Source organism: Devosia polycyclovorans, assembly GCF_042181575.1.
GTDB classification, from domain to species: domain Bacteria; phylum Pseudomonadota; class Alphaproteobacteria; order Rhizobiales; family Devosiaceae; genus Devosia; species Devosia polycyclovorans.
In genome coordinates this window covers 2727636-2742926 of sequence record NZ_CP170082.1, presented here as the reverse complement: position 1 = coordinate 2742926, position 15291 = coordinate 2727636, and the positions used below count along the sequence as shown (strand labels likewise).

Sequence of the window (15291 nt, the reverse complement as noted above, 5' to 3'; positions counted from 1 at the left end):
ATTCGTTCCGTCATTCGCGGGGTTGGCAGCTATCTGCCGGCCAAGATCGTCACCAATGAAGAATTGGCCAAGACCGTCGATACCTCCGACGAGTGGATCCAGCAGCGTGTTGGTATCAAGGAGCGCCATATCGCGGCCGAGGGTGAGTTCACCTCGGATCTTGCAGCGGCGGCGGCCCGGGCGGCGATGGACAATGCGGGCCTGTCCATCGAGGACATCGACCTCATCATCGTGGCCACCACCACACCAGACTACACCTTTCCCAGCGCTGCCACCCTGGTGCAGATGAAGCTGGGCATGCACCACGGTTTTGCCTTTGACATCCAGGCGGTCTGCTCGGGCTTTGTTTACGCAGTCGCCACGGCGGACAGCTATATCAAGAACGGCATGGCCCGCCGCGTGCTGGTCATCGGGGCGGAAACCTTCTCTCGCCTGCTCGACTGGAACGATCGCACAACATGCGTGCTGTTTGGTGACGGCGCTGGTGCCGTCGTCATGGAACGCATCGAGCTGGAGGCGGGCGAGGCCGAGCGCGGTGTGCTGACCTCGGCCCTGCGCTCGGACGGGCGTCACTGGGACAAGCTCTATGTCGATGGTGGGCCCTCCACGACCGGCACCACCGGGCATGTTCACATGCAGGGTCCGGAAGTGTTCAGGCATGCCGTTGGCAAGATCACCGACGTGGTTTATGCCACGCTCGAACAGTCCGGTTATACCGTGGACGATCTTGATTGGTTCGTGCCGCATCAGGCCAACAAGCGCATAATCGACGGGGCAGGGGCCAAGCTTGGCCTACCGCCCGGAAAGGTCATTACCACCGTCGACATTCACGCCAATACCTCTGCAGCATCCGTGCCACTGGCCCTGAGCGTCGCTGTTGCCGACGGACGCATAAAGCCGGGGGATCTGGTCATGCTCGAGGCCATGGGCGGTGGCTTTACCTGGGGTGCTTCACTCATTCGCTGGTAGAGCGGTTAATCGCATTGACCTCAAGCGTTTCAAGGCGTTAGTGTTCTCCTGGGTGGAGGAAACCGACGCTGACGCGAACGCGACGAGATCGTGCGGCGGCGTCATTCTGGGGAAGGACTCCCGCACTGCGGCGCGACTTGGCGGTCGCGTCTTCGGTACGACGTCATGGCAGTGCCATGCCGGTTCGGAAGGGATGCCAGACCCGCTGACAACGGGGACGCGAATGACGCAGAAGACGGTTACGCGAGCAGATCTTGCCGAAGCAGTCTATGGCTCGGTCGGGCTGTCACGAACGGAATCGGCAGAACTTGTAGAACGGGTTCTCGAACTGATTTCGGATGCGCTGGTGACCGGCGCCAACGTTAAGCTCTCCTCCTTTGGTTCCTTCCAGGTGCGCTCCAAGAACGAGCGCATCGGCCGCAATCCCAAGACTGGCGAAGAGGTGCCCATCCTGCCCCGGCAGGTTCTTGTGTTCAAACCGTCCAACGTGTTGAAGTCCAAGATCAACAAGTCTATGGTCGGCGCTGGAAAGTAAGGCCTTTTGAGCACTGTGAGTCTGGGCTGATTTTAACCCGGAAGCACTCGTGGCGGGGGCGAAACTGCAACACGCGCGTTGCCCTGGGCAAGGGAGAATCGCGGTTTGGACAAGTCGCCAGACGCGTTCCGTACCATCTCTGAAGCTGCTGAAGAGCTCGATCTCCCGCAGCATGTTCTTCGATTCTGGGAAACCCGCTTCTCTACGATAAAGCCCCTGAAGCGCGGCGGTGGCCGGCGCTATTACCGTCCTGAAGATGTGATGCTGCTGCGGGGCATTCGTCACCTCCTCTACGATCAGGGCTTCACCATCAAGGGCGTGCAAAAAATCCTGAAAGATCAGGGCGCGCGCTATGTCATCGCCGTAGGTGAGGGCAAGGGGCTGGACGAGGTCCTCCCCATGATCGAGCAGGCCGAGGCGGCTGGCGACGAGGCGGAATTGGAAGAAGCGCAAATGCTGGCGAGCCCTGCGCTCGATCAGGAGGCGCGAGACAAGCTGTCCGAAGTTTTACGTGAACTGCTCGAATGCAAGCGCATCCTGGAGCGAGCACGCGAGCACTAGAGGCTCCGTGAGGGTTTCCCTTCGCGACTTGCGAGCGGGCCAGCATGTCCCTAGTCTTCTTTTAAGGCAGATCAGGGAGCAACAAATGGAACTCGGCGCCTTCTCAGTCAGCCTCGCCGTCAAGGATATCTCTGCTTCGCGCGGCTTTTACGAAAAGCTCGGCTTCGCACCGGTCATGGGCGAGGAAGCACAGAACTGGCTCATCATGAAGAACGGCGATTACGTGATAGGCCTGTTTCAGGGCATGTTTGACAAGAACATCCTGACCTTCAATCCGGGCTGGAATACCAATTCCGAGACGCTGGAGTCCTTTACCGATATCCGTGAGATCCAGCGCGTTCTTGCCTCCAGTGGTATCGAATCCGGTGCAACCATTGATCCCGACAGCAAAGGGCCGGCGAACTTCTCAGTTACCGACCCAGACGGCAATGTCATCCTGTTCGACCAGCACGTTTGAGTCGGATTGCTACTTCAGCATCCACTCATGCTCGGGCGCATTGTAGAATTTCCAGATCCGCTGCGGTCCAGCCATGACGTTGAGATAGTACAGGTCATAGCCCGCAGTCGTTGCCACCGGGTGATAGCCGCGCGGCACCAGGGTAACGTCACCGTCCTCGACCGCCATGGCCTCGTCTAGGCTGCGGTCATCGGTGTAGACCCGCTGAAAGGCAAAGCCCTGCGGCGGGTTCAAGCGGTGGTAGTAGGTTTCTTCCAACTGGCTTTCATGCGGAAGATTGTCTTGGTCGTGCTTGTGCGGCGGATAGGAGGAGGTGTTGCCCTGTGGCGTGATAACCTCCACCACCAGCAAGGCATTCGCCGCTCCATCATCCTCAGGCATGATATTGTGGACATGCCGGACATTGGCGCCGCTGCCGCGCGTGATGCGGGGATGGGTGCCGGGTGCAATGACCTTGGCGTGGTAATCCCCGCCGCCGGGGGCCGAGCAGATCGCCAGTTCGAGATCGGACGTTGCATCGACTGCCCAATGCCGGCCGGCAGGGACATAGAGTGCCCAAGGCGCGCCTTCGAATGGGCTCATGCGTTCGCCAAGCTCCCCAAAGTCCTCACCATCCACCGCAAAGCGGCCTTTGCCGCTTACGAGCACGAGGCAGACTTCGCGCTCGCCGGTTTCCTCGCCATAGGCTTCGCCCGGCGCCAGTTTGTGCAGACCAAAGCCGACATGTCTCCAGCCGGCCGAGGCCGGCGTGACATCATGGATCTTGCCGGTCTTGTTCGTCGGCTGAACGTGAAGGGGGGATTTGGTCATGAGGGTTCTCCTCCTTGGGAAACTTGTAAAAGAAGTTCCAGCCCACATAGGCCAGGGCTGCCCCGACCAGCACGGCCCAGAACATGTTCTGGGTGAAAAGCAATTCCCAACCCAGCCAAAGCGCCAGGAAGGCCGCCACGGCTGCTCGTCGCCACATGGGGCGGAACCATCTCAGATCGTTTTCTTTCAGGGCCATGGTTGCCTCCCGGTTGATTCAAGTCGGCAAGGCTTTAGCACAGCCCTTTCAAAAGACTCATCCTTTTGGGAAGCCCTGCGTCTCGACGGTGTAGCCTGCCGCCGTCATCACCCGCATCAATTCGGCATGCCCCACCTGCGCCATCCTGAGTGGCGGATTGGCGATCGGGTCCTGTTCTGCCTCAACTACGAACCAACCTTCATAGCCGTGGGCGGCGAGGCGCTGCACGATCGCGCCGAAATCCAGCGATCCGTCGCCCGGCACGGTGAATGCGCCGAGCGCGACCGCATCGAGAAAGCTATGGCGGCTCCGGTCGAGTCCATCCACCACGGACTGCCGAATGTCCTTCACATGCACATGGTTGATCCGCTCATGGTGCCTGTCGATGGCCCGCAATACGTCCGCCCCGGCAAAAGCCAGGTGACCGGCGTCGAGCAGGAGCGGTATGCCCGGTCCCGACGCCGACATGAATGCGTCGAGTTCCGCCTCGGTCTCCACCACGGCACCCATGTGGTGATGGTAGCTCAGCGGCATGCCCTGCGCGGCACACCACTCGCCGAATTCGGTGACCTTGCGGGCATAGGCCTTCATTTCGTCGCCGGACAGTTTGGGCTTCTGAGCGAGCGGAACGTCCCGCTTGCCCTGGATCGAGCGGCCCACCTCGCCATAAACGATGCAGGGAGCGTCGACCGCCTTGAACAATTCGATCATGGGCGCAATGCGCGTCTTGTTGGCGGCGATGTCCTCATCGACTAGCGTGCCCGAGAACCATCCCCCGCACAACGTCACGTCGGCCGCCTTGAGAATGGGTAACATGACCGCTGGATCGTCGGGAAACCGGCGCCCTTTTTCCATGCCGGTAAAACCGGCTGAGCGCGATTGCCTCAGGCATTCCTCAAGTGACACGTCGTCGCTCAATTCCACCAGATCGTCATTCCACCAGGCGATAGGCGACATTCCAAGCTTGGCTTTCATGCAGTTCTCCTATCCGGCCCGCTGCGCCTTGAGCGCCTTCACATACGCTTCTCGCGCCGAGTTGACCTGTGGCCGGTCACTCACCTCCGGCACCGCCACATCCCACCAATGGCCGCCCTCATCCGTAGTGATCAGCGGATCGGTGTCGATGACGAATACCGACACGCCTGTCTGACTCTGGCTCTCTTTGAGCGCAGTATCCAGTTCGGCCAGCGAGGCGACCTTTTTCGCACTGGCACCCATCGCTGCGGCGTGGGCGGCAAAATCGACATTGGGCATTGTCTGGTGTCGAGTATCGCGGAACAGATTGTTGAAGTTGGCGCCACCGGTGGCCATTTGCAGCCGGTTGATGCAGCCATAGCCCGAATTGTCGAGAACCACGATGGTCAGCTTGATCCCCAGCATGACCGCGCTGACGATCTCCGAATTCATCATCAGGTAGGAGCCGTCGCCCACCATCACAATGGTGTCCGCATCCGGCTTGGCCAAGGCAACGCCCAGCCCGGCGGCGATCTCGTAGCCCATCGTTGAGAAACCATATTCCAGATGATAGCTGCCCGGCGCATCAGCCCGCCACAGCTTATGCAACTCGCCGGGCAAACCGCCTGCTGCGCAGACCAGCGTGGCGTTCTCCCGCCCTCGCTGGACCGCACCGATGACCTGAGCGTCGGAGGGCAGTTCAACATTTGATGCAGCTGTCGCCACCTCCGCCGCACCCAGCCAAACTTCCTTTTCTCGCAATGCCTTACTGGTCCAGCTGGAATCAACCTGCCAACCCATCAGGGCAGCGTCCAGAGCCTCCAGACCCACACGCGCATCGGCCACCATAGGCAGCGCATTGTGTTTCATTGCATCGAACACCTGAACATTGAGTCCGATGATTTTCAGGTCTTCATTCTTGAACAGCGCCCACGATCCCGTGGTGAAGTCCTGCAGCCGCGTGCCCACGGCCAGCACCACGTCGGCCTCTTCGGCCAGCGCATTGGCAGCCGATGTGCCGGTTACGCCGACGCTGCCCATGTTGAGTTCATGGTCGTGGGGCAGAGCGCTCTTGCCCGCCTGCGTCTCCATTACCGGGATGCCATGCTCCTCGGCAAAGGCGGCCAGGCTCTCGCTGGCCTGTGAATAGAGCACGCCGCCGCCGGCGATGATCACCGGCTTCTTGGCCAGTTTCAGTGCCGCCGCCGCAGTGGCGAACTCATCAGCGTCCGGCATGATACGGCGCGGCACCCAGACCTTCTCGGCAAAGAAGCTTTCCGGATAGTCATAGGCTTCTGCCTGCACGTCCTGGCACAGGCTCAGTGTTACCGGCCCGCATTCGGCCGGATCAGTCAGCACCTGCATGGTCCGGCGCAGCGCTGGCATGATCTGCTCGGGCCGCGTGATGCGGTCGAAATAGCGGCTCACCGGCTTGAAACAGTCATTGGCTGATATCGTGCCGTCGCCGAAATCCTCAACCTGCTGCAAAACCGGGTCCGGAAGGCGATTGGCGAAGACGTCACCGGGCAGGAGCAGAATGGGGATGCGATTGACATGGGCCAGCGCTGCCGCGGTCACCATGTTGAGCGCGCCGGGGCCAATTGATGAAGTGCAAGCCATGAAGCGCTGCCGAAAATTGGCCTTGGCGTAGGCGATGGCGGCGTGGGCCATGCTTTGCTCGTTTTGGCCGCGATAGGTTGGTAGCGTGTCTTTTATGCCGTGCAGCGCTTCACCCACCCCGGCCACATTGCCATGACCGAAGATCGCCCAGACGCCACCGAAGATCGGCACTGTCTGCCCGTCTATCACTGTCTTCTGTGCCGTCAGGAACCGCGCCACGGCCTGCGCCATCGTCAATTGGATTGTTTTCTGGCTCATGCCTGCTCCCAAATCTCCACCAGCGCCCCGAACCGCTGCGCCATATCGGTCACGGCCTCTTCATCGCTTATCTTGTCGTTCAGCCAGTCGCTTGCAGTCGTCCCGAATATGGTACGGCCCACGGCAAAGCCCCTTACGGTCCGTGCCTTCTTGGCGACTATGAAAGCCGCCTCAAGCTCTGACTGCGGCGCATCCAGGCCCAGCAGTACAACGCCGCGGCAAAGGGGGTCCCGCGCCTCTATTACGTCATCGATGTTGCTCCAGGCGGCCTGGTCCGCCTGAGGTTCCAATTTCCACCAATCCGGCTTGATCCCCGCATCGTAGATCTCACTCATCGCGCGCGCCACAGTGTCCGTCGTCACGGTACCGTGCTTGGACGAAATGATCTCCACCAGCAACTCCCGCCCAATTTTGCGCGCTGCCTCAAATGCCGTGCGGAGTTTGGCGATCTGCTGGCGCCGCAGGTCATCAGGATCATCGGGGTGGAAGAAGCAGAGCACCTTGATGCAGTGGTCCACGGGCCAATCCACCAGGCGCGAGCCGAGGTCCTGACCGAATTCGAACTCAAGCGGCCGGGAACCCGGCAATTCGATCGGTTTGGCGATCCAGAAGTTATTGAACTCCCCCGAGGCGTACAGCGCATCGCGACCATATTTATCGTCCAGCAGCATACCAAAGCCGTCACGGCCGTTGCGGACTTGCGCTGCGGCTTTGACCGCTAACACCTTGAAGTCAGCGAGCCGCGCCAGTTTTTCCGGGTCTCTGCCAGCCATCTCCTCGAGCTGGCTGCGATGATCGATTGCCAGAGCCATGAGTGTGGGAATTTCCCGCCGCCGCGTCGTGGCCCAATGCACATGATTGATGGCTTCGTCCCTGCGCAGGGCTTTCTCCCTGCTTCCATTCGTGAGGAAGAACTGAAGCTCCGCCCATGTCGGTATTTCCGGGGCGCACAGCAGGCGGCTGACCGCAAAGGCACCACAAGCATTGGCCCAGGTAGCACTGGTTTGGTGGCTTTCGTCCCGTAGCCATCCGCGCAGGAAGCCACTCAGGAAGGCGTCACCAGCTCCGAGCACATTATAAACTTCAATAGGAAAGCCCCGTCCGACGATGCCATCTTCAAGGTCATCCGGAATGGCGCCATCGTAGACGATGCAGCCCATGGGACCGCGCTTCAGGACGATCACGGCGGAGGAAAGGGACCGGATCGTCCTGAGCGCGGTTTGCAGGTCGCCAGCGCCGGAGGCGATCAGGACCTCTTCTTCGGTGCCTACGATCAGGTCGCAATCGGGCAGTACTGTTTTGAGATGCGCCGAAACAGTGTCAGACGCGATGTAGCGGCTGTCGCCGGCGTCGTGGCCCGCTAGGCCCCACAGATTGGGGCGATAATCGATGTCCAGTACCACTCTGGCGCCATTCTCGCGCGCAATGCGCATGGCCTTGCGCTGTGCTCTGTCACTGTTCGGTTTGGCGAAGTGCGTGCCGGTCACCAGAACGGCGCGAGCCGATCTGATGAAGTCCGGGTCGATGTCGCTTTCCTCAAGCGCTGCATCGGCGCAGTTGTCACGGTAAAAGATCAGGGGAAAGGATTTATCGTTCTCCACTGCGAGCAGCACAAGGGCCGTCAGGCGCTCGGCGTCGGTGACAATCCCTTCGGTTGCCACGCCTTCGCGCTGCAACTGCTCGCGAATGAAGCGTCCCATCTGCTCATCGCCGACGCGGGTTATTAGTGCCGACCTCAGGCCCAGTCGGGCTGTGCCCACGGCAATATTGGTTGGGCAGCCCCCGACGGACTTGGCAAAGCTGCCCACATCCTCCAGTCGGCTCCCGATCTGCTGTCCATAGAGGTCCACTGATGCCCGGCCGATAGTAATGACGTCGAGAGGCAGCTCAGTGGGCGAGCGAGGGGCGGAAGACACTTCGGCAACTCCGTTTCGAGACGGACATAACGAAACACAAGTTCTGCAAATCTACAAGATGGAATGTTTATTCTATTGCTGGAAAGGCGGACTTGTCGTGTCAGGCCTGACGCCGCCGCTCGGCAACGCTAACGGTCAGTGCCATTGCAAAAGCCATGCTGGCAGACAGAGAACGAAATCCTGCATGGTCGGCCTCGACGAGCTCGAACCAGACCTCGGAACAGACCGCCAGTGGCGAGAGCGCAGAATCGGTCAGCCCGATCACGGCGGTGCCAGCATCTTTCAGTGCCTGCGCCTGCGCGACACTTTCGGCGGCATAGGGGGCGAAACTGACGGCAAATGCGGCGTCTGACGGTGTGGCCTGCGCCAGCAAGTCGTCATCATTGCCTATAGCCGAACTCACCAGCCTACATGGCACTCTCAGCTTGCCGAAGGCATATTCCATATAAGCGACGATGGGAAAGCTGCGCCGGCGCGCGATCAGATAGATCGTCTCGGCGCGAGCAAGGGTCGCAATGGCTCGTTCCAGAGCACCCGGTTCAATGGTGCTGGCAAGGCTTTCCAGGCTTTCGTGGCCGGCGGCCAGGAACCCATGGAGAATTGTGACCCCTTCGGTGCCGGTTGCGCCACCCGCCTCCAACTGCCGCAGCCTGTCCTCATAGCTGCCGTTCCGCCCCTTCAGCCGATCCTGGAACAATTGCTGCAGGCCAGAAAATCCGTCGAAGCCGAAATGCTGAGCGAAACGAACGAGTGTTGATGGCTGCACCTGCGCCGCTTGGGCGATGCTTGCAGTTGTGCCAAACGCCACATCATCCGGGCGCTCCAGCGCGTAGCTGGCCACCTGCATCAATCGCTTCGGCAGGGTCGCCCGCATCTCGATGATCGCAGCGCGCAGGCCGTCGAAATCGGCTGGTGGAAGGGGACCGGTCATGGATGTCCTCATGGAATGACTATTCCATTTCTGGAACAAATCGCCACCGGCCGCAAGAAGACGGGGCAGCGAAATTTCTGTCCCGCCGTCAATGTTTGGTCTGAGCCCGCTATGCTGACTGCAGCGACGCCGGCTCCCGCCGGTTTTCCACCCAGTAGATGAACGCGGAGGCACCGACGATAAGAGCGGCACCCGGCCAGAACCAGGCGGAAGGGATCTGGCCCAGCGCCACCCAGCCCACCAGCCCGCTCAACGGCACCTTTAGATCGCCGAAGGGCTGGAGATAAACGGCATCGGCAACCTTGTAGGCGAAGGCCAGCAGATACTGGGCAACAGCCGTCAGCGCTCCCAACAAAAGGAGAAGCCACAAACCAGTGCCGGCCGGCAACTCGAACGGAAAACCTGGTGCCATGCCCATGGGCAGCACGCCTGCGAAGGCGTTCACGAATAGCAGGATCGCCAGATGGTTGGGGGTCATCAGCACCAGTAGTGAGATGGTGAGTGTTTCAGGGCTTTCGCCCTTGCGGGTCAGATACTTGGTGAGGACGTCGGTGGCCGCCCAAAGGGCCGCTGCCGTGATCGGGATCAGTGCCTGCCAGCCCAGGCTTTCGGTGCCCACGCCCGAAACAATGATCGCGCCCACGAAACCGACAATTGCGGCAGCAAGGCGCGCTGCCGATACGCGTTCACCCAGGAACAGCGCCGATCCCACAATGATGAATAGCGGGCCGGTGGCCAGCAGGGTTACCATTTGCCAGATCGGTACGCCCGATGCGAAGCCATAGACGAAGACATGGACGCCCAAGGCCGACACGAATGCGCGCACTTCATGTGTCAGCGGACGGGAGGTGCGGAGGTTGGAGAGGCCGATCCTGAGGATCAACGGCAGCGCCAACACTGAGGCGATAACATACTGCCAGAAGGCCATGCCGGTTGAACTCATGCCGAAGCCGCCCCATTCGGCGGGCGTCGGCAGCACCGACTGCAAGACATTGGTGCCGGCAAATACAAGGCTCGCCAACATCATAAAGGTCGCGCCCGAAGTGGCGGCGCTATGGGAAGTAGAGGAAATCTGGCTCATCTGTCGTCCTTTCCGTAACCAGTTTCCTCAGGGTTACGGGAGGCGACATGCCGCATATCGGCGTGGCAAAGAGCCACGCGCGTCGGCAAAGGCGCTTGGTCCCGTTCTCTTTCATCCGGACTATGACCGTCGGCTCCGGAGTTACACCGGATCTGCTGACCTCCCAAATACCGGGAGCGCTCGCGGGCTTGGCATCGCTGCCTTTACCGCCGGTGGGGAATTACACCCCGCCCTGAGAACAATGCAGGCGAACCTGCACTCGGACATGTAAGGCAGCCTGCCTTTTCGTGCAAGTACGCACACTGGAGTGACTGTGCTGGCTCTCCAAACGACACGACATTCTGCCTCGATTTCGCGCCCGTGCTAGCCGTGTGAGTATTCGCGGTCGCCCGATATTTGGCTCTTCCCTCATGCCTCGAAACCAATTAAACAAGGTTGTTCTTGTTAAATTGGATCTCCCAAATGTCGGACACAGTTGATGGCCGCTGGGCCGAGATTTTCGGGCCCCGCTATCTGCCGGTCACCATCATCTTGGCCTTGGGCGTTTCGCTGTTCGCGTTCAACGTCTTCCTCTCAGCCACCGCATTGCCTTCGGCGGTGCAGGAACTGGGCGGTGTCGAGGTCATTTCTTGGGCCACAACGCTCTACCTGGTCTTCGCCATTGTTGGCGGAGCGGCGGCGGCTCTCATCAAGCGGCGCGTGGGTTCGCGAATGGCCCTTGTGGGGCTTGCTGGCGTGTTTCTTTTCGGTACCCTGATCGCCGCTACGGGCGGCGCCATGCCGCAAGTGCTTCTCGGCAGAGCCGTCCAAGGCTTTGGGGAAGGTGTGGTCGCCGCCCTCTGTTTCGCGCTCATTCCCGAACTGTTCCCCAGCCGCCTTGTGCCGAAAGTTTTCGGCATGCAGGCTGTCGTCTGGGACATCGCTGCTTTCGGTGGACCAGCCGGGGCGGGGGCTCTGACCGAGCTGATCTCCTGGCGCGCCGCCTTTCTGATCAATGTGCCGCTGGTGCTGGTGTTCGGGCTTATGGTCATCCTGGTCGTGCCGGCTGGCGGACGCGCAGATGGCGTGGCCCGCTTCCCCGGATTGCGTCTGGCGGCCATAGGTGCCGGAACATTGCTGGTCGCGCTTGCAGCAATCGCGCCGCCCGGATCTGCCGCGCTTCTGCTGCTTGGCGCGGCTATCTCCCTCGCCGGTGCAGTCTGGCTGGATCGCCGCAGCGCGGAACGGCTTATGCCACCTGACGCGTTTTCGCTCCGGACCGCCGTTGGCTCGGGTCTTTGGCTCTTCCTGCTCATGCCCGTGGCCGGCGCGGCGACGGCAGTTTATCTCGTGCTGCTGCTCCAGCAGCTCTGGGGCTACGGGCCGACTCTGGCGGCCGCGCTCGGCGCGGTCATGGCGATAGGCTGGAGTTGCTCCTCGGTCACCGTAGCCAATGTCCGCAAGCGTTCCACCCGCCGTATTCTGATCCGCACAGGCCCGATTCTGCTGGCGTGCGGCCTCTTGGCAGTACTGTTTTCACTGGAAACGGCGCAGTTACCGATACTGGTTATCGGTCAGTTTGCCATCGGTATGGGGTTTGGCATTTCCAATGGCTACATCATGCTCACCATCATGGAGGCCAGCACTGACGGGGAACGCGACCGCACCTCGACCCTCCTTCCCACAACCCAGTCGGCAGGCAATGCATTGGGAGCTGCTCTGGCGGGCGTTGCCGCCAACGCCGCCGGGTATGCGCAGGCCGCGACCAGCGAGGCGATCCTGTCCGCCATCATCCCGCTCTTCTTGATGGCCGTGGGATTTGCTGCGCTGGCCTGGCTTGCGGCTCTCCGCATGGTGCAACTGGCCAAGCGAACGCCAATTGCAGAGTTTGCCAGCGAATAGCCAGGGCCTTGCCTGCAGCTGAAATGACAAGGCCCCGATTTCTCGGTGCCTCCTTATTCCATCAACCATGCTCCAGCCAGCGCACCTGTTCGGGCGACAGCTTGATCTCGAACGCCTTGAGGCTGTCTTCCAGCTCGACCAGGCGGCGTGGTCCAATCAGCGGCACGCTGGGGAAGGGCTGGGCCAGCACATAGGCCAGAGCGATATGGATCGGAGAGTGGCCGAGTTGCTTGCCCAACTCAATAGCCCGGTCGCGACGACCGAAGTTCTGGTCGTTATACCAGCAACGCACCAGTTCCTCACTGTCGCGCTTGTCCCGCCCAGCCAGGTCAGTGAAGAAACCGCGGGCTTGGCTCGACCACGAGAAGTTCGTGACCTGCCGGTCAACCAGCCATTGTTTGAAGTCCGGTGTTGCGGCGGTTACGCAACCGGCCCAGATCGGGTCAAGCATTTCGGCCAGGGCGAAGTTGTTACTCAAGGCCTGTGGTGCTGTCTTGCCATTAGCTTGGGCATAGGCAATGGCCTCATCCATGCGCTCCTTGGTCCAGTTCGAACCGCCATACGGCCCGCGAATGCGTCCGGCCTTCACCTCGGCATCCATAGCGTCGACGAACTCACCCACCGGCACGTCGAGATTGTCGCGGTGCATGAAGTAGATGTCGACATAATCGGTCTGCAGCCGGTCCAGCGACTGAGTGAGCTGCTTGGCGATCACATCGGGATAGACCAGCGGGGAATGTGCGCCCTTGCCGATGACAACCGCCTGTTCGCGTACGCCACTGCGCCTCTGCCATTCCCCCCACAGCTTCTCGGTATAGCCGCCACCATAGATGAAGGCCGTGTCGAAGATGTTGCCGCCCTGTTCCCAGAAGGCATCGAGCAGAATGGCTCCCGACGCAAAGGTCTTGAAATCCTCAAAGCCCAGCGCCACGGCCGAGGCCTGTTTTTCCAGACCCGGAATGGTGCGCTTGGGGATGATGCCCTGATTGGCGCCAAGCGGGCGGTTGTCCAGTGTGTGGACGCGATTGACGGACTTCTCGACCGAAAATTCGATACCGGCATCGGACCGCCATTTGTCCAGCACCCGAAGATTGCCCAGCGTGTCGGCCCAGCTCATGCCCGGTGCATCGAATTCCTGCTTGCCGGCCAGGATCGCCAGCGAAGCCGCCTCAGCTTCATAGGAATAGAGGTGCGACGTCGTGCCCACGCTGATGGTCTCAGTTTTGCCGCCCTTGATCACATCGATCCGGCCAAGCCCCTGGTCTCGGTTGCCATTGGCAAACCAGAATTCCGGCACTTCAATCCGGCCTTCCGAGCCATGAATACGCAGCACATTGTCGAGATTGGCCATTACCGCGCAGCTCACCTGCGCCAGAATACCATTCTCAAAGCTCAGCATGGCCGCGGCCCAGTCATCCGTGCCCTCGGCGTTGAGCGTGGCCGCGCCGGACACCTTGACCGGATCGGCAAAAGGTTTGCCCATAGCCGCGCCCGCAATCAGCCGCGCCATCGAGACGGGGTAGCAGCCCACATCCATGATGCCGCCACCAGCGAGCGCAGAGGCAAACAACCGATGTTCGGGCTGGAATTTGCCCATGGAAAAGCCAAAGCTCGACTGGATCATCCGAACGTCGCCGATGATGCCGGACTGGATCAACTCGATCAGTTTGGCCGCTTGTGGATGCACGCGGTACATGAAGGCCTCACCGGCAAAGGTCCCGGCCTTGCGATGCGCATGGAAAACCGCGTCGGCCTCGTGGGCGGACAAAGCAAACGGCTTTTCCACCAGCACGTGTTTTCCGGCCTGGGCCGCCTTGATCGCCCATTCGGCGTGCCCGGTATGCGGCACGGCGACATAGACCGCGTCGATCTCGCTATCTGCCAGCAGGGCCTCATAGCCATGCACGATACGCGCCTCCGGGAAGGTCTCCTTGAGGCCCGGCTTGTCCGGATTGCGCGTCGCAATGGCGGTTAATACGCCATGCTGGCTGTCATTGAGGCCGCCGCGAAAGGCCTTGGCGATGCTGCCCGGGCCAATAATGCCCCAGCGGATCTTCGTATCGGTCATGTGTTATCCTCGGTGATTGCCGGATCATTGCCGGCCAGCGCGACTGGCCCGTCCAAAGACAAGCTTTTCAATTGCTCTTGCGCCATGTGATTTCTAAGTTAGCGCGCCCGCAAGTGGCATACCGCGATTTCGGGTATGCGGACCGGGCGGAAAGTAAGATGGATACTCCTCTCTTCTACGAGCCAAGAGCCAACGGCGTCGAACATGCGCCCACGGCCTTGCAGATGTTCCATACCAAGCCGCGCCTGATGCGGGCGGACCATTGGCACGCGCAGGTCGAAGTCAATTACGTCGTGCGCGGATGGGCGCACTACCATATGGCGGGGCATGAAGCGCGTTTCGAAGCCGGAGATTTTGCCCTGTTCTGGGGCGGGCAACCCCATCGCCTCGATGATGCGTCCTCGGACCTTGTCTATGCCGGCGGGCACTTGCCGCTCGTGCATTTCTTTCGACTGCGCCTGCCGTCCGACCTGCAGGCGCGGCTCATGCAGGGGGCGACCCTGGTATCCAGTGCCACTGATGCCGCTGACCCGGTCAATTTCGAGCGATGGGTTGAGTACGCTCGCTCCGGCGACCCGATGAAAGCCAGCCTTGCCGTTGACGAACTCCTGCTGCGTATCGAGAGGCTGCGTTTCTCGCCCTATCGCCTGCTGCCCGAAGCCCAGCCGGTGTCCGACAATGGCGGACTGGATCAGCACACGTCCCCCATTGTCGTCCGCATTTGCGACTTCATCGCTGGTAACTTCCGCGAAGAGATCGACTCTGTCGATATCGCCGTGGCGGCAGACATTCATCCCAAATACGCCATGACCGTATTCAAGAGATGCACCGGCATGACGCTGAATGACTATATCAACCTCATGCGCCTCTCTTACGCGCAGGCTCTGCTGATGCGCGACGAGACCAGCGTGCTCGGGGTTGCTATGGATAGCGGCTTTGGCTCGCTGAGTGCCTTCAACAAGTCTTTCCGCAAGATTTCGGGCATGTCCCCCAGCGATTTCCGCCGCGAGGTGCGTGAGCGCCCCATAGTGGCCGACAGCCGGTACAGCTAGCG

Annotated in this window: 14 protein-coding genes and 1 riboswitch; of the genes, 6 read left to right on the top strand and 8 right to left on the bottom strand. The window is 60.8% G+C overall.

The genetic code is table 11. The annotated features are described in order from the left end of the window. The 4 genes from ACE4RL_RS13790 (at position 1) to ACE4RL_RS13775 (ending at position 2522) form a co-directional block, all read left to right on the top strand. On the top strand, positions 1-969 hold the full coding sequence (locus ACE4RL_RS13790) for a beta-ketoacyl-ACP synthase III (RefSeq protein ID WP_375600286.1): 969 nt from the start codon (positions 1-3) through the stop codon (positions 967-969). Positions 970-1192: 223 nt separating this feature from the next. Further along, complete coding sequence (locus ACE4RL_RS13785) at positions 1193-1504, top strand: integration host factor subunit alpha (RefSeq protein WP_297108249.1); 312 nt, start codon at positions 1193-1195, stop codon at positions 1502-1504. Positions 1505-1609: 105 nt separating this feature from the next. Continuing rightward, on the top strand, positions 1610-2065 hold the full coding sequence (locus tag ACE4RL_RS13780; protein WP_375597689.1) for a MerR family transcriptional regulator: 456 nt from the start codon (positions 1610-1612) through the stop codon (positions 2063-2065). An 85-nt stretch (positions 2066-2150) separates the two neighbouring features. After that, positions 2151-2522 carry a VOC family protein gene (locus ACE4RL_RS13775; RefSeq protein WP_375597688.1) on the top strand — a complete coding sequence of 124 codons (372 nt, stop codon included), beginning with the start codon at positions 2151-2153 and terminating at the stop codon, positions 2520-2522. Positions 2523-2531: 9 nt separating this feature from the next. On the opposite strand, the gene iolB is transcribed toward ACE4RL_RS13775, so the two are convergent. The 7 genes from iolB to ACE4RL_RS13740 all read right to left on the bottom strand — a co-directional run bounded on the left by iolB (position 2532) and on the right by ACE4RL_RS13740 (position 10288). Further along, positions 2532-3332, bottom strand: a complete 801-nt coding sequence (iolB, locus tag ACE4RL_RS13770; protein WP_375597687.1) for a 5-deoxy-glucuronate isomerase — start codon at positions 3330-3332, stop codon at positions 2532-2534. Next, positions 3277-3528, bottom strand: coding sequence for a hypothetical protein (locus ACE4RL_RS13765; protein ID WP_375597686.1), 252 nt, complete (start codon positions 3526-3528; stop codon positions 3277-3279). Before ACE4RL_RS13765 ends, iolB begins: the two co-directional genes overlap by 56 nt. Positions 3529-3585: 57 nt before the next feature. Further along, positions 3586-4503: a myo-inosose-2 dehydratase gene (gene iolE, locus ACE4RL_RS13760; RefSeq protein WP_375597685.1), complete on the bottom strand. Its 918-nt coding sequence runs from the start codon at positions 4501-4503 to the stop codon at positions 3586-3588. A gap of 9 nt (positions 4504-4512) precedes the next feature. Continuing rightward, a complete protein-coding gene (gene iolD, locus ACE4RL_RS13755; RefSeq protein ID WP_375597684.1) occupies positions 4513-6360 on the bottom strand; it encodes a 3D-(3,5/4)-trihydroxycyclohexane-1,2-dione acylhydrolase (decyclizing) in 1848 nt (615 codons plus the stop codon). Then, entirely contained in the window at positions 6357-8276 is a 1920-nt protein-coding gene (iolC, locus tag ACE4RL_RS13750) for a 5-dehydro-2-deoxygluconokinase (protein WP_375597683.1), read from the bottom strand. Before iolC ends, iolD begins: the two co-directional genes overlap by 4 nt. A gap of 100 nt (positions 8277-8376) precedes the next feature. Further along, positions 8377-9207: a MurR/RpiR family transcriptional regulator gene (locus ACE4RL_RS13745; protein WP_375597682.1), complete on the bottom strand. Its 831-nt coding sequence runs from the start codon at positions 9205-9207 to the stop codon at positions 8377-8379. Between the two features lie 109 nt (positions 9208-9316). Next, entirely contained in the window at positions 9317-10288 is a 972-nt protein-coding gene (locus tag ACE4RL_RS13740; protein WP_375597681.1) for a DMT family transporter, read from the bottom strand. A 99-nt stretch (positions 10289-10387) separates the two neighbouring features. Then, a riboswitch (FMN riboswitch) is annotated at positions 10388-10532 on the bottom strand. Positions 10533-10750: 218 nt separating this feature from the next. On the opposite strand from ACE4RL_RS13740, the gene ACE4RL_RS13735 reads away from it, so the two are divergent. Next, positions 10751-12169 carry an MFS transporter gene (locus ACE4RL_RS13735; protein ID WP_375597680.1) on the top strand — a complete coding sequence of 473 codons (1419 nt, stop codon included), beginning with the start codon at positions 10751-10753 and terminating at the stop codon, positions 12167-12169. Positions 12170-12230: 61 nt separating this feature from the next. Here the strand turns inward: ACE4RL_RS13735 and ACE4RL_RS13730 are convergent, their stop codons facing one another. After that, complete coding sequence (locus tag ACE4RL_RS13730) at positions 12231-14237, bottom strand: aldo/keto reductase (RefSeq protein ID WP_375597679.1); 2007 nt, start codon at positions 14235-14237, stop codon at positions 12231-12233. Positions 14238-14395: 158 nt separating this feature from the next. On the opposite strand from ACE4RL_RS13730, the gene ACE4RL_RS13725 reads away from it, so the two are divergent. Continuing rightward, on the top strand, positions 14396-15289 hold the full coding sequence (locus tag ACE4RL_RS13725) for a helix-turn-helix domain-containing protein (RefSeq protein ID WP_375597678.1): 894 nt from the start codon (positions 14396-14398) through the stop codon (positions 15287-15289). Positions 15290-15291 lie beyond the last annotated feature (2 nt).

What these genes read in the sequence shown, in the direction of transcription:
- ACE4RL_RS13785 (WP_297108249.1), top strand. Translation starts at nt 1,193, where the DNA reads ATGACGCAGAAGACGGTTACGCGAGCAGATCTTGCCGAAGCAGTCTAT.
- ACE4RL_RS13775 (WP_375597688.1), top strand. Translation starts at nt 2,151, where the DNA reads ATGGAACTCGGCGCCTTCTCAGTCAGCCTCGCCGTCAAGGATATCTCT.
- iolB (WP_375597687.1), bottom strand. Translation starts at nt 3,332, where the DNA reads ATGACCAAATCCCCCCTTCACGTTCAGCCGACGAACAAGACCGGCAAG.
- ACE4RL_RS13765 (WP_375597686.1), bottom strand. Translation starts at nt 3,528, where the DNA reads ATGGCCCTGAAAGAAAACGATCTGAGATGGTTCCGCCCCATGTGGCGA.
- iolE (WP_375597685.1), bottom strand. Translation starts at nt 4,503, where the DNA reads ATGAAAGCCAAGCTTGGAATGTCGCCTATCGCCTGGTGGAATGACGAT.
- iolD (WP_375597684.1), bottom strand. Translation starts at nt 6,360, where the DNA reads ATGAGCCAGAAAACAATCCAATTGACGATGGCGCAGGCCGTGGCGCGG.
- ACE4RL_RS13745 (WP_375597682.1), bottom strand. Translation starts at nt 9,207, where the DNA reads ATGACCGGTCCCCTTCCACCAGCCGATTTCGACGGCCTGCGCGCTGCG.
- ACE4RL_RS13740 (WP_375597681.1), bottom strand. Translation starts at nt 10,288, where the DNA reads ATGAGCCAGATTTCCTCTACTTCCCATAGCGCCGCCACTTCGGGCGCG.
- ACE4RL_RS13735 (WP_375597680.1), top strand. Translation starts at nt 10,751, where the DNA reads ATGTCGGACACAGTTGATGGCCGCTGGGCCGAGATTTTCGGGCCCCGC.
- ACE4RL_RS13730 (WP_375597679.1), bottom strand. Translation starts at nt 14,237, where the DNA reads ATGACCGATACGAAGATCCGCTGGGGCATTATTGGCCCGGGCAGCATC.
- ACE4RL_RS13725 (WP_375597678.1), top strand. Translation starts at nt 14,396, where the DNA reads ATGGATACTCCTCTCTTCTACGAGCCAAGAGCCAACGGCGTCGAACAT.